The following is a 15,518-nucleotide window of genomic DNA, read 5'->3' as shown; positions in this document are numbered from 1 at the left end:
GTCTCCCTCAGCCGACCCGCTCACGGCGACCCAGGATGCCCTGCGGCCGCACGAGGAGCACGAGGATCATGACCAGCAGCGCCCACATGTAGGCCAGGGACGCCGGGAACCACAGCGTGGACAGCTGCGAGACCAGCCCGATGACCAGCGAGCCGAGCATGGCTCCGTAGGCACTGCCCAGCCCACCCAGGATGACGCCGGCGAACATCAGCAGCAGCAGCTCGAAGCCCATCTCGCTGTAGATCGCCTGCGTCAGCCCGAGGAACACGCCGCCGATCGCGGCCAGCGCACCACCCAGCACCCAGACGACCAGGATCACCCGCTGCACGTCGATCCCGGACGCCTCCGCGAGGTCCCGGTTGTCGTTGACCGCGCGCATCGCCGTCCCGATCCGCGTCCGCTGCAGCATGACGGCCACCGCCACCATGATGACGAAGGCGAGCACGGTGATGATGAGGTCCCGTGGCGTGATGCGCACCGGCCCGAGGGTGAGCGCGGTCTGCAGGGAGTACTCGTCGTACTGCTGCCGCCGGGACCCGAAGATGATGAGGACGAGGTGCCGCAGCAGCAGGGACAACCCGATGGCGACGATGAACATCTGGATCAGCCCGGCGCCGCGACGCCGCAGGGGGCGCCACAGGGTCACCTCGAAGCCACCCGCCACGGCACCCCCGACCGCCATCGCGAGGACGGCCGCGAGGATGATCGGGAGGTTGCCCGGCGAGGTGCTGAGGAAGTAGGCCGCGACGGCGCCGATCGTGACGAACTCGCCGTGCGCGAAGTTGATGAGCTTGGTGGTCCCGAAGACCAGGGAGAGACCGACCGCGGTGATGGCGATGATCGCCCCGAACTTGATGCCGTCCACCACGAGCTGGAGCACGCGCCCGACCGGGACTCCCCCGCCTCCCTCGTCGACCTCACCGGTCCCGAGCTGGAAGATGACTCCCTGGGAGGCCCCGGCCCTGACCTGCACCCCGTCGAGCACCTCTCCACCCTCGGTGCGCGGGGCCACCCCCTCGGGCAGTCCCGCCACGTCGAGGGTGACGGTGTATGCCCCCGGCCCCGGGAGCGGCACCGCCCACGTCCCCTCGGCGTCGGTGGTGGCGCTGCCGATCTCGGCGCCGTCCTGGGTGACCGTGACGGTCACCCCCTCGATCGGCTCCCGGTCCGGGTCGCGCAGCGTGCCCTGCACCGACTCGGCCGCCTCCTCGGCGGCGCTCACGACCGTCGTGGGGACCGCGGCGGCAGGGGTGCCGCCGGGCAGACCCGCGCCGAGGAACAGACCCAGCAGGACGGCAGCGAGTGCTGCCCACAGGCGGGCGGTCACGGGATCTCCTTCGATGTGGACACCGGGAGTAAACCACAGGTCGGCCGGCCAGCCCAGCACGGGCAGGTCACGGTTCGTGGCGCGGTGCGTGGATCAGTGCGCGGCCTCGTGCCAGGTCCGGCCGAGGCCGACGCTGACGTCCAGCGGCACCGACAGGTCCGCCGCGGCGCCCATCTCGGCCCGGACGACCTCCTCGACCGCGGACTCCTCGCCCGCCGCCACCTCCAGGACCAGCTCGTCGTGCACCTGCAGCAGCATCCGCGAGGCCAGGCCGGCCTCGTCCAGCGCTCGCTCCGTGCGCAGCATCGCCACCTTGATGATGTCGGCGGCCGACCCCTGGATCGGCGCGTTCAGGGCCATCCGCTCGGCCATCTCGCGACGTTGCCGGTTGTCGCTGGTCAGGTCGAGCAGGTGCCGGCGACGACCCAGGATGGTCTCGGTGAACCCGGAGCGGCGCGCCTCGGAGACGACGTCGCGGAGGTAGTCGCGCACCCCGCCGAAGCGCTCGAAGTACTCCTCCATCAGCTCCTTGGCCTCGGCGGTGGTGATGCCCAGCTGCTTGGACAGGCCGAAGGCGGACAGCCCGTAGGCCAGGCCGTAGCTCATCGCCTTGACCTTGGACCGCATCTCGGCGGTCACCTCGGCCTGCTCCACCCCGAAGACGCGCGAGCCCACGAACCGGTGCAGGTCCTCCCCGCTCCGGAAGGCCTCGATCAGCCCGTCGTCGCCGGACAGGTGGGCCATGATCCGCATCTCGATCTGGCTGTAGTCCGCGGACATCAACGAGGCGTACTCGCCATGGGTCCCGGTGCCGACGACGAAGATCTCGCGGATCCGGCGACCGGCCGCGGTCCGGATGGGGATGTTCTGCAGGTTCGGCTCAGTCGAGCTCAACCGGCCGGTGGCCGCGATCGTCTGCTGGAAGGTGGTGTGGATGCGCCCGTCGTCCGCGACCGACTTGATCAGCCCCTCGGCGGTGACCCGGAGCCGGGTGGCGTCCCGGTGCCGCAGCAGTGCCTCGAGGAACGGGTGCTCGGTCTGCGCGTAGAGGCCGGCCAGGGCGTCCGCGTCCGTGGTGTAGCCGGTCTTGGTGCGGCGGGTCTTGGGCAGACCCAGCGTCTCGAAGAGCACCGTCTGGAGCTGCTTCGGGGAGCCGAGGTTGACCGTGTCGTCGCCGATCGCGGTCCAGGCGTCCTGCTGCGCCTGGGCGACGCCGTCGGCGAACTCCTGCTCGAGGGTGTTCAGGGCAGGCAGGTCGACCGCGATCCCGGCACGCTCCATCCGCCGGAGCACCCCGACCAGCGGCAGCTCCACCTCACGGAGCAGGTGCTGCTCCTCCTCGTCCGCCAGCTCCTCGTCCAGGGCGTCGGCCAGGTCGTGCACGGCCCGGGCGTGCACCATGGCCGAGCGCGCCGCGGCGTGGTGCTCCTCCTCGCCTCCGTCGAAGGACAGGTCGAGCTGGCCCTGTGACTGGGTCGCCTCCCCGCCCTCGGCGTCCAGGCGCAGCTCCCGTCGCAGGTAGCGCAGCGCGAGGTCGGCCAGGTCGTAGGAGCGCTGGTCCGGGCGGGCGAGATAGGCGGCGAGGGCGGTGTCGCTGACGATGCCCTCCACCGGCAGACCGACCGCCTCGAGCGAGGCGACCTGCTCCTTGCCGCCGTGCAGTGCCTTGGGGTGGGCCTCGTCCGCGAGCCACCGGGCCAGGGCGCTCTCGTCGGCGGGGTCGAGGTCCGGCAGGTGCAGGTAGACCGCCTCCTCCGGGCCGGCCAGCGCCAGCCCGGTCGCCTCGCCCGGACCGGCGGGGGTGCGCGGTGCGGCGTCGACCACCAGGGCCAGGCGCCGGTCGTCCGGTTGCTGCTCCAGCCAGGCCGGCACCGCGCCGGGGGCGAGGATCTCCCCGGCCACGTCGATCCCCTCCTCCGCCTCGGTCTCGGCCGACTCCAGCGTGGAGAAGAGCCGGTCCCGGAGCACCCGGAACTCCAGCCCGTCGAAGACCCGGTGGACCTCCTCGCGGTCCCAGCCCCTGGCCTGCAGGTCGGCCACCGTGACGGGCAGCTCCACGTCGCCGACGAGCTGGTTGAGGCGACGGTTGCGCAGCACCTGGTCCAGGTGGTCCCGCGTGGCCTGGCCCGCCTTGCCGGTCAGCTGGTCCGCGTGGTCGACGATCCCGGAGAGGTCGCCGAACTGTCCCAGCCACTTGGCCGCGGTCTTGGGCCCGACGCCGGGCACACCGGGCAGGTTGTCGCTCGACTCCCCCACGAGCGCCGCCAGGTCGCTGTACCGCTCCGGCAGGACGCCGTACTTCTCCTGGACCGCGTCCGGGGTCATCCGGGCGAGGTCGGACACCCCCTTGCGGGGGTAGAGCAGCGTGGTGCGCTCGTCGACGAGCTGCAGCGCGTCCCGGTCGCCCGAGCAGATCAGCACCTCCATCCCGTCCTCAGCGGCACGCGTGGTCAACGTGGCGATCACGTCGTCCGCCTCGTAGCCGTCCACCTCGACGTGCGTGATCCGGAGCGCGTCCAGCACCTCCTTGATGAGGTCCACCTGGCCGCGGAACTCGTCCGGCGTGGCGGAGCGGCCGGCCTTGTACTCGGCATACTCCTCGGTCCGGAACGTCTGGCGGGACACGTCGAAGGCCACCCCGAGGTGGGTCGGCGCCTCGTCCCGCAGCACGTTGATGAGCATCGAGGTGAAGCCGTAGACGGCGTTCGTGCTCTGCCCCGTGGTGGTGGAGAAGTTCTCCACGGGCAGGGCGAAGAAGGCGCGGTAGGCCAGGGAGTGTCCATCCAGCAGCAGCAAGCGACTCACGCATGGCAGCCTATGTCCCATGGCTGACACTCCGTCCAACGGCTCGACCACCGACCCCCGCCCCGAGATGCCTCGAGGCGACCTCGCGGAGCGGATGGGTATGCAGCTGGTCGAGGTGGCGGCGGAGCGCACCGTCGCCACCATGCCGGTGGCCGGCAACACCCAGCCCTACGGCCTGCTGCACGGCGGCGCCTCGGCCGCGCTGGCCGAGACGGCCGGATCGGTGGCTGCCGCGCTGCACGCCGGTGAGGGGCGGATCGCGGTCGGGGTCGATCTCAACGCCACACACCACCGGGCGGTCCGGGACGGCACCGTGACGGCGGTCGCCACGCCGCTCGCCCTCGGCCGGGCGGTCGCGTCCTACGAGATCGTGGTGAGCGACGACCACGGCCACCGCGTGTGCACCGCGCGACTGACCTGCGCGCTGCGCGAGCGGCCTCCGGGCGCCTAGCCCGGTGCGGACGAAGAGTCTCTGACCGCGGGCGCGGCTACTTCTTGGCCGGCATCCCGGAGATCACGGCGTCGGCCACCTCGCGCATCGACAGCCGACGGTCCATCGCGGCCTTCTGGATCCAGCGGAAGGCGTCGGCCTCGCTCAGCTTGAGCTGGGTCATCAGCAGACCCTTGGCCCGGTCGACCTGCTTGCGCGTCTCGAAGCGCTCGCCCAGGTCGGCCACCTCCGACTCCAGCGCCTTGCGCTCGGCCCAGCGGGCCCGCCCGATGTCGATCGCGGGCAGCACGTCCGCGGAGCTGAACGGCTTGACGACGTAGGACATGACCCCGGCGTCCCGGGCACGCTCCACGAGGTTCTTGTCGCTGAAGGCGGTCAGCATCACGACCGGCGCGATCCCCTCCTTGCCGATCTGCTCGGCCGCGGAGATCCCGTCCATCCCCGGCATCTTGATGTCCATGACGACCAGGTCGGGCGAGGTCTCCTGCGCCAGTGCCACCGCCTGCTCGCCGTCGGCGGCCTGGCCCACGATGACGTGCCCCGCCTCGGTGAGCATCTCGGCCAGGTCCATCCGGATGAGGGCCTCGTCCTCGGCCAGCAGGATGCGCAGCCCGGTCTCCGGACCGGCCTGCGGCTCGGCCGGGTCGGTGTCGGGTGCCGCCCCCTGGTCCTGCGGTGTCTCGCTCACGTGTCGCAGCCTATCTGTCGCGTCCGACCCCGACCAGCACGCCGCCGACAGGGGATGGTGCCGGGAGCGGGACTCGAACCCGCACGCCCTTGCGGGCAAAGCATTTTGAGTGCTCCGTGTCTGCCATTCCACCACCCCGGCGGGTAGACGGCGCGGACGGAACCGCACCGGGAAGCCGCACCAGCATACCGGCTGGTCGACGGCTCAGACCTGAGGGTCGTGGTTGTATGCCGGCGCCTCACCGAGGATCGCGTCGCCGACCCGGTGCATCCGCAGCGCGTTGGTCGTGCCGGACACCCCGGGCGGCGAGCCGGCCACGATCACCACGATGTCACCCTCCTGGCAGCGCTCCTCGCGGAGCAGCGTCTCCTCGACCTGCTTGACCATCTGGTCGGTGTGCCAGACGAAGGGGACGAGGAAGGTCTCCACCCCCCAGGTCAGGGCGAGCCGGGACCGGGTCAGCTGCTCGGTGGTGAACGCCAGCATGGGGGTCGCCGGCCGGACCCGCGCCATCCGGGTGGTGGTGTCGCCGCTCATGCTGAAGGTGACGAGGAACTTCACCTGGTCGCCCAGCGCCTCGGCGAGCGAGATCGCGGCACGGGTGACGGCCCCGCCGGGAGTCTTGGGCTTGGTCGTGATCGGGGGGATCCGGTGCAGCCCGTGCTCCTCGGTGCTGGAGATGATGCTGGCCATCGTCTCCACGGCGCGGATCGGCCAGGACCCGACCGAGGTCTCGCCGGAGAGCATGATCGCGTCCGCGCCGTCCAGGACGGCGTTCGCGCAGTCGCTGGCCTCGGCCCGCGTGGGGCGGGGGTTCTCGACCATCGACTCCAGCACCTGCGTGGCCACGATCACCGGCTTGGCCTTCTCCCGGCACATCTGGATGGCGTCCTTCTGCACCAGCGGCACCTGCTCCAGCGGGAGCTCCACACCCAGGTCCCCGCGCGCCACCATCACCCCGTCGAAGGCCTCCACGATCCCCGCCAGGTTGTCGACGGCCTGGGGCTTCTCGATCTTGGCGATCACGGGGAGCCGGCGCCCCTCCTCGTCCATGATCTTGTGCACGTCCTGGACGTCGTCCGCCGACCGGACGAAGGAGAGGGCGATGAAGTCCACCCCGCTGCGGATCGCCCAGCGCAGGTCCTCCTCGTCCTTGTCCGACATCGCGGGCACGCTCACCGCGGCACCCGGCAGGTTGATGCCCTTGTTGTTGGACACGACGCCACCCACGACGACCTCGCACACGACGTCCGTCGCGGTCACGTCCGTGGCGCGGAGCATGACCTTCCCGTCGTCGATCAGCAGGTCGTCGCCGGGACGGACGTCGCCGGGGAGCCCGTCGTAGGTCGTGCCCACGGCCTCCTGGTCCCCGGGGACGTCACGGGTGGTGATGGTGAAGGTGCCGCCGGCCGCGAGGGTCACCGGACCCCCTGCGAAGGTGCCGGTGCGGATCTTCGGACCCTGCAGGTCGGCCAGCACCGCGACCGCGTGCCCGGTGGCGTCGCTCGCCTCACGGACCCGGATGTAGCGCTCGTAGTGCTCCTCGTAGGAGCCGTGGGAGAGGTTCAGCCGGGCCACGTCCATACCGGCCGTGACGAGCGCCTCGATCTGCTCGTAGGAGGCGGTGGCGGGACCCAGGGTGCAGACGATCTTGGCTCGACGCATGGCGCCCACCCTAGTCGTCCGGACGCCGCTGTCCGACATCGCCTGCCGCTGCGTCAGGACCCGGCGCCCAGCAGGTCCTCCAGGGTGGCGGGGTCGCTCATCAGGGACTGCATCTGCGTCTCCCTGACCTCGCTCCCGTCGACCAGCATGCGGGGGGTGCCGGTGATGCCGTCGCGGTTGGCCCGCTCCTGCATGTCGTCCACGTAGTCGCCGTAGGTGTCGTCCTCGAAGCAGGAGGTGAACGTCTCCAGGGCCTCCCCCTCGATCCCGGCCGTGCCCGCGAAGCCGATCAGCTCCTCGTCGGTCCAGCCGGCCCCCTCCTGCTCGGGCTGACCGGCGAAGACCGCACCGTGGTAGCGCAGGAAGGCGCCGGCGTCGTCCGCGCAGAGCGAGGCGTTCGCCGCCCGGTGCGAGGCGTCGTTGCCGAGGTTGTCGTCGAGGAAGGACATCATCGTGTAGGTGGCGGTGATCTCGCCGGCCTCCGCCCGCTCGCTGAGCGAGGCACCGACGGACTGCTCCAGCACGCCGCACCAGGGGCACTGGAAGTCCTCGTAGAGCTGGACCTGCGGCGCGCCGTCCGCGGGGGCGGCCCCGACCTGGATGCCGCCGCCCTCCGGCAGCGCGTTGGCGCTGCCCTCGGCGCCGAGGCCGGCACTCCTGCTGACGGCCCACAGCACCAGTCCACCGATGAGTGCCACCACGAGCACCACGACGCCACCGATGAGCGGCAACGACGGTCCGGAGGAGGAGACCGGCTTGACGTCGGGAGCGGGAGGGCGGGGCATGTCAGGCACCTTTCTGGAGCAGCGAGTCCACGGAGGCGAGCGTGCGGGGTCGGACCGTGAGCCAGGCGGCCATGGCGAGGAAACCCACGTCGCGGAGCATCTCGCTCAGGTAGCGGGTGTCCTCCGGCGCGACCGGGCCACCCGTGCCGAAGCAGCCGCAGTCGATGGCCAGGCCGCGGGCCCAGGCCGAGGCGATCCCGGCGATGAAGACGACCATGAGCAGCGCGGCCGCCGCGGCGCCGGCCCGGGTGAGCAGGCCGACGAGCAGCAGCAGCGCGAGGGCCAGCTCCACGACCGGCAGCAGGATGCCGATCGCCCGGGCCAGCTCGTAGCCGAACAGCTCGTAGGCGAGGACGTTCTGGACCGACCCGGTGAGGTCGGTGATCTTGGTCCACCCGGCATACCCCAGCACGCCCGCGAGCCCGAGGCGGAGCACCAGTCCGAGCACGTCGAGCACGCGGGTCGACCGGTCCCGGGCGACGGGTGGGCGGAGCACGGACGTCATGCCCGGCGCACGCCCTCGGCCAGCTCCTCGGTCAACCAGGCGAGCTGTCCCCCCGACGGGTCGTCGGCCAGCGTCCGGACGAGCGCGGACCCGACGATGACGCCGTCCGCGAAGCCGGCCACCTCGCCGGCCTGCTCACCCGTGCTCACGCCCAGGCCCACGCACAACGGCAGGTCGGTGACTCCTCGGGTGCGCCCGACCAGCTCCAGCGCGGCGTCGCCGACGCTCGCGCGCACCCCGGTGACGCCCATCGTGGAGGCGACGTAGACGAAGCCCCGGCAGGCCGCGGTCGTCATCTGCAGGCGGTCGTCGGTAGAGCTGGGCGCCACGAGGAAGATCGGGGCGAGGTCGTGCCGCTGCGCCGCCGCTCGCCACTCCTGCGCCTCGTCCGGGATGAGGTCCGGCGTGATGAGTCCGGCACCGCCGGCAGCTGCGAGATCCGTGGCGAAGCGGTCCACGCCGTAGCGCAGCACGGGGTTCCAGTAGGTCATGACCACCGGGACCGCCCCGGCCTCGCGCACCGCCGCGACGACCTCGAAGACGTGCTGCAGCCGGAAGCCCGCCGCCAGGGCCGTGCTGGCGGCGCGCTCGACGACCGGGCCGTCCATGAGCGGGTCGGTGTAGGGCACCCCGACCTCGACGATGTCGGCCCCGTGGCGGGCGAGGGTCTGCACGGCCCGGACGGAGCCCTCGAGGTCCGGGTAGCCCGCCGGCAGGTAGCCGATCAGAGCCGCCCGCCGCTCCTGTCGGCAGCGCGCAAAGACCTCGTCCAGGGCCGTCACCGCGCGGCCACCTCGTCGGCGCCGTCGGTCTCGGCGTCGACCTGCGCCTCGCCGGACTCGTCGACCAGGCCGAACCACCGCGCCGCCGTGTCCACGTCCTTGTCGCCGCGCCCCGACAGGTTCACCAGGATCGTGGTGCCCGGTCCGAGCTCGGGGCCGATCTTCAGCGCGCCGGCGAGGGCGTGCGCGCTCTCGATCGCCGGGATGATCCCCTCGGTGCGGCAGAGCAGGGCGAAGGCCTCCATCGCCTCCTCGTCGGTGACCGGGGCGTAGCGGGCCCGACCGGTGTCGTGCAGGAAGGCGTGCTCCGGCCCGACGGACGGGTAGTCCAGGCCGGCGGACACCGAGTGGGTCTCCAGCGTCTGCCCGTCCGCGTCCTGCAAGACGTAGGTCGCCGCGCCGTGCAGGACCCCCGGCTCACCGCCGGAGAAGCGGGCGGCGTGCCGCCCGCTCGCGACACCCTCACCACCGGCCTCGAAGCCCCAGAGCGCCACCGTCGGCTCGTCCCGGAAGGCGTGGAAGATCCCCATCGCGTTGGACCCGCCGCCGACACAGGCGCACACGGCGTCGGGCAGACCCCCGACCGCCTCGTCCACCTGCTTGCGCGCCTCCTCGCCGATCACCGCGTGGAAGTCACGGACCATGGTCGGGAAGGGGTGCGGCCCGGTCACCGTGCCGAGCAGGTAGTGGGTGTGACCCACGTTGGTGACCCAGTCCCGCATCGCCTCGTTGATCGCGTCCTTGAGGGTGGCGCTCCCGGTGGGCACGGAGACGACCTCGGCACCCAGGAGCCGCATCCGGGCGACGTTGAGGGCCTGCCGCTCGGTGTCCACCCGACCCATGTAGACGGTGCACTCCAGGCCCATCAGGGCGGCCGCGGTGGCGGTGGCGACACCGTGCTGGCCGGCCCCCGTCTCGGCGATGACGCGGCGCTTGCCCATCCGCACCGCCAGCAGGGCCTGGCCCAGGACGTTGTTGATCTTGTGCGACCCGGTGTGGTTGAGGTCCTCGCGCTTGAGGAAGACCCGTGGTCCGCCGGCGTGCGCGGCGAACCGGGGCACCTCGGTGAGCGGGCTCGGCCGACCGGTGTACTCGCGCTGCAGCCGGTCCAGCTCGGCACGGAAGTCCGGGTCCGCCGACGCCGCGACCCGAGCCGCGTCCAGCTCCTCGAGGGCCGCGACGAGCGCCTCCGGCACGTAGCGTCCGCCGAAGTCCCCGAACCGGTCGGCCCCGGCGACGGTGCTGCTCACGGTGCCCCTCCCGCGCGGAGCCCCGCCGTGTGCAGCGCCGGGTGCGCGCCGGCGGCGACGAGCTCGCGCACCGCCTCGCGCGGGGAGCCCGCCGTGACCAGCGCCTCCCCGACGAGGACGGCCTGCGCACCCGCCTCACCGAAGCTCATGACGTCCAGCGGCCCACGGACCCCGGACTCGGCGACGGCCACCCGGTCCCTCGGGACCCGCGGTGCCAGCCGGGAGAAGGTGTCGCGGTCGACCTCGAGCGTCTTCAGGTTGCGGTTGTTCACCCCCACGATGCGGGCCCCCGCGGCCAGCGCCCGGTCCAGCTCGGCCTCGTCGTGCACCTCGACCAGCGCCTGCATACCCAACGACTCGGTGCGCTCCAGCAGGCTCACCAGCGCGTCCTGCTCCAGCGCGGCGACGATGAGCAGCACGAGGTCGGCGCCGTGCGCGCGCGCCTCCCACACCTGGTAGGGGTCGACGACGAAGTCCTTGCGGAGCACCGGCACGTCCACCCGCGCGCGGACGGCGTCGAGGTCCGCCAGCGACCCGCCGAAACGTCGCTGCTCGGTGAGCACGCTGATCACGCTGGCTCCCCCGGCAGCGTAGTCCGCCGCCAGCCCGGCCGGCTCGGCGATCGCGGCGAGCGCACCCTTCGAGGGGCTGCTGCGCTTGACCTCGGCGATGACGTGGATGCCGTCCGGACGGGCCAACGCCCCCCAGGCGTCCCGGCACGGGGCGGCCGCGCGGGCCTTCTCCCGCACCTCCTCCAGGGGCGTCGCGGCGCGACGCTGGGCGAGGTCCTCCCGGACCCCGTCGACGATCTCCTCTAGCACCGTAGGCACTCACCCAGCGTAGAACGCCCGGCGCCGGACGTCCGCACGGGGCTGTCGGCCGCCCCTGGCCCTGGGTCCGGTCAGTGGTGCGCTGCGGCGTCGTGCCGCGGCTCCCCCATCCCGGCGCGGTCCAGGAGGTACCACGCGAGGCCACCCACCACACCGAGGGCGACACCGACCCACAGCAGCCAGTCGGGGGCGAAGACGACGCCCCAGGCACCGATCACGCTGCCGACGAGCATGATGCCCACCCCCACCCAGGCGGCGACGCTGTGACCGTGGCTGTCCTCGTGCATGACGGTGTGCTCCTCGACGTGACCGGATCCGGGGCCGGCTCGGCCCGCACGGGTCATTGTGCCAGCCTCGCCCGTCGACGGGACCAGCACGAGCGCCCCGAGTGTCGCGACCACGACGGCGACCAGGCATACCCACCACCAGGCAGCCGCGTCGGCGGGAGCGGCCCCGGCCGTCACCACGACGGCGCAGACCCCCGCGACCAGCGCGAGCAGGCGTGCCGCGAGCGGGGCCCAGCCGCTGCCGCGCAGGCCCACCAGCACGGCCACCGCCGCGACCAGCAGCAGCGCCGACACGGCGGGCGCCAGCTCGTGGCCGGTGCGCACCACCTCCCACGCGACGCCCGCGGCGTCCACCCGCGTCCCGCGGGTCCAGGGCTGACCGGTGGCGAGGAGCGCCAGACCGAGCCCCAGCACGGTCACCGTCAGGGCCGTCAGCCGGCGTGGCCCCACGTCTCAGACCCCGGCCTGCTGGGCCGCCCAGGAGGCGTGCATGCGGGAGTACACCCCGCCCCGGCCGACCAGCTCCGTGTGGTGGCCGAGCTCGACGATCCGGCCGGCGTCGACGACGACCACGACGTCGGCCGCCTCGGCGGTCGAGAGACGGTGCGCGATGGCGACCGAGGTGCGCCCCGTGGTCAGGCCCTCCAGCGCCCGCTGGACCCGCACCTCCGTCGCGGGGTCCACGGCGCTGGTGGCCTCGTCGAGCACGAGCAGGTCGGGGTCCGCCAGGTAGGCGCGCGCGATCGCGACCAGCTGCCGCTCCCCGGCGGACAACGACTCCCCGCGCTGCCCCACCTGGGTCTGCAGCCCGTGCGGCAGGCCGTCGACCCAGGAGTCGAGGCCGAGCTCGGTCACCGCGAGACGCAGGTCCGCGTCGGTGGCGTCAGGACGGCCGAAGCGGATGTTCTCGGCGAGGTCCTCGTCGAAGAGGAAGCCCTCCTGCGGGACCAGCACCACCCGTTGCCGCAGGCTGGCGAAGCTGACCTCCCGCAGGTCCACGCCGTCCAGCCGCACGACGCCCTCGACGGGATCCATCAGGCGGGTGAGCAGCTTGGCCAGGGTGGTCTTGCCGGACCCGGTCTGACCGACCACGGCCACCCGCGTGTGCGGCTCGATGCGCAGGTCGACGTCACGCAGCACGCGGCCGCCACCCGGGTAGGCGAAGGACACGTCCTGGAAGTCCACGGTGATCGGCCCCCGCGCCAGCACGACCCCGTCCTCGCCGGGGTCGGACACGTCCGCCGGGGTGTCGATGACCCCGATGACGCGCCGCCAGCCGGCGATGGCGTTCTGCATCTCGTTGAGGATCTCGGTGGCCATGAGCACCGGCTGGGTGAACAGGTTGACGAGGAAGAGGAAGCCGAGCAGCTGACCGAGCGTGAGCTGACCCCGGGCGGCGAGGACGGTGCCCACGACCAGCACCACCGCGGTGGTGATCCCGGCGAAGGTCTGGCCGGACACGAAGGCCATCACCGAGCGGACCTGGGCGCGGATGGCCGAGGTGCGGTGGGCGTCGATCGCCTCGTCGATCCGGGCCGCGGTCCGGTCCTCCACGCCGTAGGCACGGATCGTCGTGGCGCCGACGATCGACTCGCCGATCGAGCCGAGCAGGTCCCCGACCCGCTCCCGGACGGTGCCGTAGGCACGCCCGAGGATCGGCTGGAACCGGCGCACCAGCAGCGTGAGCGGGACGAAGCACAGGTAGACCACCAGCGCCAGCAGCGGGCTGTAGACCACCATGAGGATGGTGGCCAGCACGATCTGGGCCGAGCTGACCAGCAGCATCAGCCCGCCGAACTGCACGAACATCGAGATGGTGTCGACGTCGCTGGTGACCCGGGAGACCAGCGCACCACGCCGCTCGGTGCTCTGGGTCAGCACCGACAGGTCGTGGATGTGCCGGAACGCCTTGAGCCGCAGCGTGGCCAGCCCGGACTCGGCCGCGGTGAACAGCCGGACGTTCACGGCATACTGCGCGAGCGAGGTGAACAGCACGACCACGGCGGCCAGCGCGATGGCGCGCACGACGTAGTCGACGTCGGTCCCCCCCTCGGCCTGGATGCCGTTGTCCGTCGTCTGCTGCACGACGAACGGGATGACCACCCGGCCGATGGTGGCGACCACGGCCAGGACGAGGGTGAGCAGCAGCCCGGTCCGCAGCTCGGGCGACAGCTCGAGTCCCCGACGCAGGGTGGCCAGGGTCCCGAGCCGGGCCTGCCCGTCGATGCGGCTCGAGGTCTCCGTCTCGTGCTCGCTCACCGGTCCACCTCCTCCTGCCGGGTGACCGCGGCGCGCTCGGCGGCCTCCCGGGAGTAGGCCTGGACCAGGTCGAGGTAGCCCCGGCACCGGGCGACGAGGTCGGCATGCGAGCCACGGTCCACGACCTGCCCTCGCTCGAGGTAGACGACCTCGTCGGCCAGCAGGATGGTCGCCATCCGGTAGGCCACGACGAGCACGGTCATCCCGCCCCGTGCCTCGCGCAGACCCGCCAGGATGGCCTGCTCGACCGACGGGTCCACCGCGCTCGTGGCGTCGTCCAGGATGAGCAGCCGCGGCGTGCGCCAGATCGCCCGGGCCAGGGCGATCCGCTGCCGCTGACCTCCGGAGAGGCTCCCGCCGCGCTCGCCGATCACCGTGTCCAGGCCGTCCGGCAGGGACCGGACGAAGTCGTCCGCCTGGGCGATGCGCAGGGACTCCCACACCGACGCGTCGTCGGCCTCCTCCCCCAGGGTGATGTTGCCGCGCACGCTGTCGTCGAACATGAAGGTCTGCTGCGCCACGAGCGAGGCGGAGGCAGGGATCTCCCCCCGGGCCAGCTGGCGCGCCTCGGCGCCGTCGATCCGCACCGACCCCGAGTCCGCGTCGACGAGTCGCAGGGCCAGGTTGGTGAGCGTGCTCTTGCCCGAGCCGGTCGGTCCGACCAGCGCCACCGTGCTGCCGCGCGCGACGTCCAGCGTGACCTCGCGGATCGTGGGCCGCTCCTCCCCCGGGTGCGCGTAGCTCACGTCCGTGAGGGCGGACTCCGCCGGCCGCGCCGTGCGCGCCAGCTCGGTCGACCCGAAGGACATCCCCCCGTGCGCCCCGAGCACGTGCTGCACCCGGTCGTGCCCGACCACGGAGCGGGGGATCTCCGCCAGCACCCAGCCCAGGGCTCGCACCGGGAAGGCCAGGATCGAGAAGAGGTAGGCCATCTGCACCACGTCGGCGGCGTCCAGGGCACCGCGCGACACCTGCCACGTGCCGACGCCCAGCACGGCCAGGGTCCCCAGCGTGGGGATCGCCTCGATGACCGGCTCGAACACCCCGCGCGTCCGGCCGACCAGGATCAACGAGTCCCGCAGCTGATGGGTCCTGACGCGGAACCGCTCGGTCTCCTGGTCCTCGCGCCCCATCGCCTTGACCACCAGGCCCGCCTCGAACGACTCGTGGGCGACCTCGGCCACCTCGGCGCGCAGCTGCTGCGCCCGGGTGACCCGTGGTGACATCACCCGTTGGAAGACGAGGTTGACCGCGAACAGGCCGGGGAAGACCAGCAGGCCGAGGATCGCCAGCAGCGGGTCGACCAGGATCATCATGGTCCCGGCGATGAGCAGCATGAAGATGACACCGATGGCCATGGGCAGCGGGTTGAAGACCTGCCAGGTCGCCTCGATGTCGGCGTGCGCGTTGGAGAGCAGCTGCCCGGACGGGTGCGCGTGGTGCCAGGACAGCGGGAGCCGGAGGTACTGGCGGGTGACCCGTCGGCGGTAGTCGGCCTGCAGGTTGAACCCGGCCACGGTGGCGAAGACACGGCGCAGGATGACGCCCAGCACGTTGACCACGAGCACCGCGACCAGCACCCCGAAGATCATCCAGAGCCCGGCGGTCTCCACCTCGCGGGCACGGACCGAGGGCTCGACGACCTCGTCGGTCAGCCAGCCGATCGCCCAGGCCGTGGCGACCGTCGCGGCTGCCCACAGCACCGACCCCACGACCGCCACCATCACCGGGCGGCGCTGCGCGACCATGCCGCCCCAGATCACGCGGAGCCCCCGACGCAGCACGGCACGGTCGCCGACGGGGCGTGGCACCGGTGCGGTGGCGGCAGGTGATGGCATGGCGGAGCGGGCCTCCCGGCGGAGTGAGGTGGGTGGGTGTGCCGAC

Annotated in this window: 13 protein-coding genes and 1 tRNA gene; 1 reads left to right on the top strand and 13 read right to left on the bottom strand. The window is 72.5% G+C overall.

Annotated elements, in window-relative coordinates; genetic code table 11:
• Positions 1 to 7: 7 nt before the first annotated feature.
• Together FXF60_RS00345 and polA are read right to left on the bottom strand one after the other, a co-directional pair.
• A complete protein-coding gene (locus FXF60_RS00345; RefSeq protein WP_151523274.1) occupies positions 8 to 1,327 on the bottom strand; it encodes a branched-chain amino acid ABC transporter permease in 1,320 nt (439 codons plus the stop codon).
• Positions 1,328 to 1,420: 93 nt separating this feature from the next.
• Positions 1,421 to 4,132, bottom strand: coding sequence for a DNA polymerase I (gene polA / locus FXF60_RS00340; protein ID WP_151523273.1), 2,712 nt, complete (start codon positions 4,130 to 4,132; stop codon positions 1,421 to 1,423).
• Between the two features lie 19 nt (positions 4,133 to 4,151).
• On the opposite strand from polA, the gene FXF60_RS00335 reads away from it, so the two are divergent.
• Positions 4,152 to 4,583, top strand: a complete 432-nt coding sequence (locus tag FXF60_RS00335; protein WP_151523272.1) for a hotdog fold thioesterase — start codon at positions 4,152 to 4,154, stop codon at positions 4,581 to 4,583.
• A gap of 37 nt (positions 4,584 to 4,620) precedes the next feature.
• On the opposite strand, the gene FXF60_RS00330 is transcribed toward FXF60_RS00335, so the two are convergent.
• The 11 genes from FXF60_RS00330 to FXF60_RS00280 form a co-directional block, all read right to left on the bottom strand.
• Positions 4,621 to 5,271 (bottom strand): ANTAR domain-containing response regulator, encoded by a 651-nt coding sequence (locus FXF60_RS00330; RefSeq protein WP_437440838.1) that lies wholly within the window; start codon positions 5,269 to 5,271, stop codon positions 4,621 to 4,623.
• 55 nt (positions 5,272 to 5,326) lie between these two features.
• A tRNA-Leu gene (locus FXF60_RS00325) sits at positions 5,327 to 5,412 on the bottom strand.
• A 63-nt stretch (positions 5,413 to 5,475) separates the two neighbouring features.
• Positions 5,476 to 6,936: a pyruvate kinase gene (pyk, locus tag FXF60_RS00320; RefSeq protein ID WP_151523271.1), complete on the bottom strand. Its 1,461-nt coding sequence runs from the start codon at positions 6,934 to 6,936 to the stop codon at positions 5,476 to 5,478.
• A 53-nt stretch (positions 6,937 to 6,989) separates the two neighbouring features.
• Entirely contained in the window at positions 6,990 to 7,721 is a 732-nt protein-coding gene (locus tag FXF60_RS00315) for a DsbA family protein (protein WP_151523270.1), read from the bottom strand.
• Position 7,722: 1 nt separating this feature from the next.
• Positions 7,723 to 8,226 carry a MauE/DoxX family redox-associated membrane protein gene (locus FXF60_RS00310; RefSeq protein WP_151523269.1) on the bottom strand — a complete coding sequence of 168 codons (504 nt, stop codon included), beginning with the start codon at positions 8,224 to 8,226 and terminating at the stop codon, positions 7,723 to 7,725.
• On the bottom strand, positions 8,223 to 9,008 hold the full coding sequence (trpA, locus tag FXF60_RS00305; RefSeq protein WP_151523268.1) for a tryptophan synthase subunit alpha: 786 nt from the start codon (positions 9,006 to 9,008) through the stop codon (positions 8,223 to 8,225). The genes FXF60_RS00310 and trpA overlap by 4 nt, the downstream gene beginning before the upstream one ends.
• Positions 9,005 to 10,258 carry a tryptophan synthase subunit beta gene (gene trpB, locus FXF60_RS00300; RefSeq protein ID WP_151523267.1) on the bottom strand — a complete coding sequence of 418 codons (1,254 nt, stop codon included), beginning with the start codon at positions 10,256 to 10,258 and terminating at the stop codon, positions 9,005 to 9,007. Before trpB ends, trpA begins: the two co-directional genes overlap by 4 nt.
• Positions 10,255 to 11,088, bottom strand: a complete 834-nt coding sequence (trpC, locus tag FXF60_RS00295) for an indole-3-glycerol phosphate synthase TrpC (protein ID WP_192796536.1) — start codon at positions 11,086 to 11,088, stop codon at positions 10,255 to 10,257. Before trpC ends, trpB begins: the two co-directional genes overlap by 4 nt.
• A 71-nt stretch (positions 11,089 to 11,159) precedes the next feature.
• A complete protein-coding gene (locus FXF60_RS00290) occupies positions 11,160 to 11,825 on the bottom strand; it encodes an HGxxPAAW family protein (RefSeq protein ID WP_151523266.1) in 666 nt (221 codons plus the stop codon).
• A gap of 3 nt (positions 11,826 to 11,828) precedes the next feature.
• Positions 11,829 to 13,634: an ABC transporter ATP-binding protein gene (locus tag FXF60_RS00285; protein ID WP_151523265.1), complete on the bottom strand. Its 1,806-nt coding sequence runs from the start codon at positions 13,632 to 13,634 to the stop codon at positions 11,829 to 11,831.
• Positions 13,631 to 15,472 (bottom strand): ABC transporter ATP-binding protein, encoded by a 1,842-nt coding sequence (locus FXF60_RS00280; protein WP_192796535.1) that lies wholly within the window; start codon positions 15,470 to 15,472, stop codon positions 13,631 to 13,633. The genes FXF60_RS00285 and FXF60_RS00280 overlap by 4 nt, the downstream gene beginning before the upstream one ends.
• Between the last annotated feature and the right edge of the window lie 46 nt (positions 15,473 to 15,518).

The organism is Serinicoccus kebangsaanensis, assembly GCF_008919445.1.
In the GTDB taxonomy this organism is placed as follows: Bacteria; Actinomycetota; Actinomycetes; order Actinomycetales; family Dermatophilaceae; genus Ornithinicoccus; species Ornithinicoccus kebangsaanensis.
The sequence above is the reverse complement of the archived record's forward strand: the minus strand, read 5'-3'. Positions and strand labels throughout refer to the sequence as shown.

What these genes read in the sequence shown, in the direction of transcription:
- FXF60_RS00310 (WP_151523269.1), bottom strand. Translation starts at nt 8,226, where the DNA reads ATGACGTCCGTGCTCCGCCCACCCGTCGCCCGGGACCGGTCGACCCGC.
- FXF60_RS00335 (WP_151523272.1), top strand. Translation starts at nt 4,152, where the DNA reads ATGGCTGACACTCCGTCCAACGGCTCGACCACCGACCCCCGCCCCGAG.
- FXF60_RS00280 (WP_192796535.1), bottom strand. Translation starts at nt 15,472, where the DNA reads ATGCCATCACCTGCCGCCACCGCACCGGTGCCACGCCCCGTCGGCGAC.
- FXF60_RS00315 (WP_151523270.1), bottom strand. Translation starts at nt 7,721, where the DNA reads ATGCCCCGCCCTCCCGCTCCCGACGTCAAGCCGGTCTCCTCCTCCGGA.
- pyk (WP_151523271.1), bottom strand. Translation starts at nt 6,936, where the DNA reads ATGCGTCGAGCCAAGATCGTCTGCACCCTGGGTCCCGCCACCGCCTCC.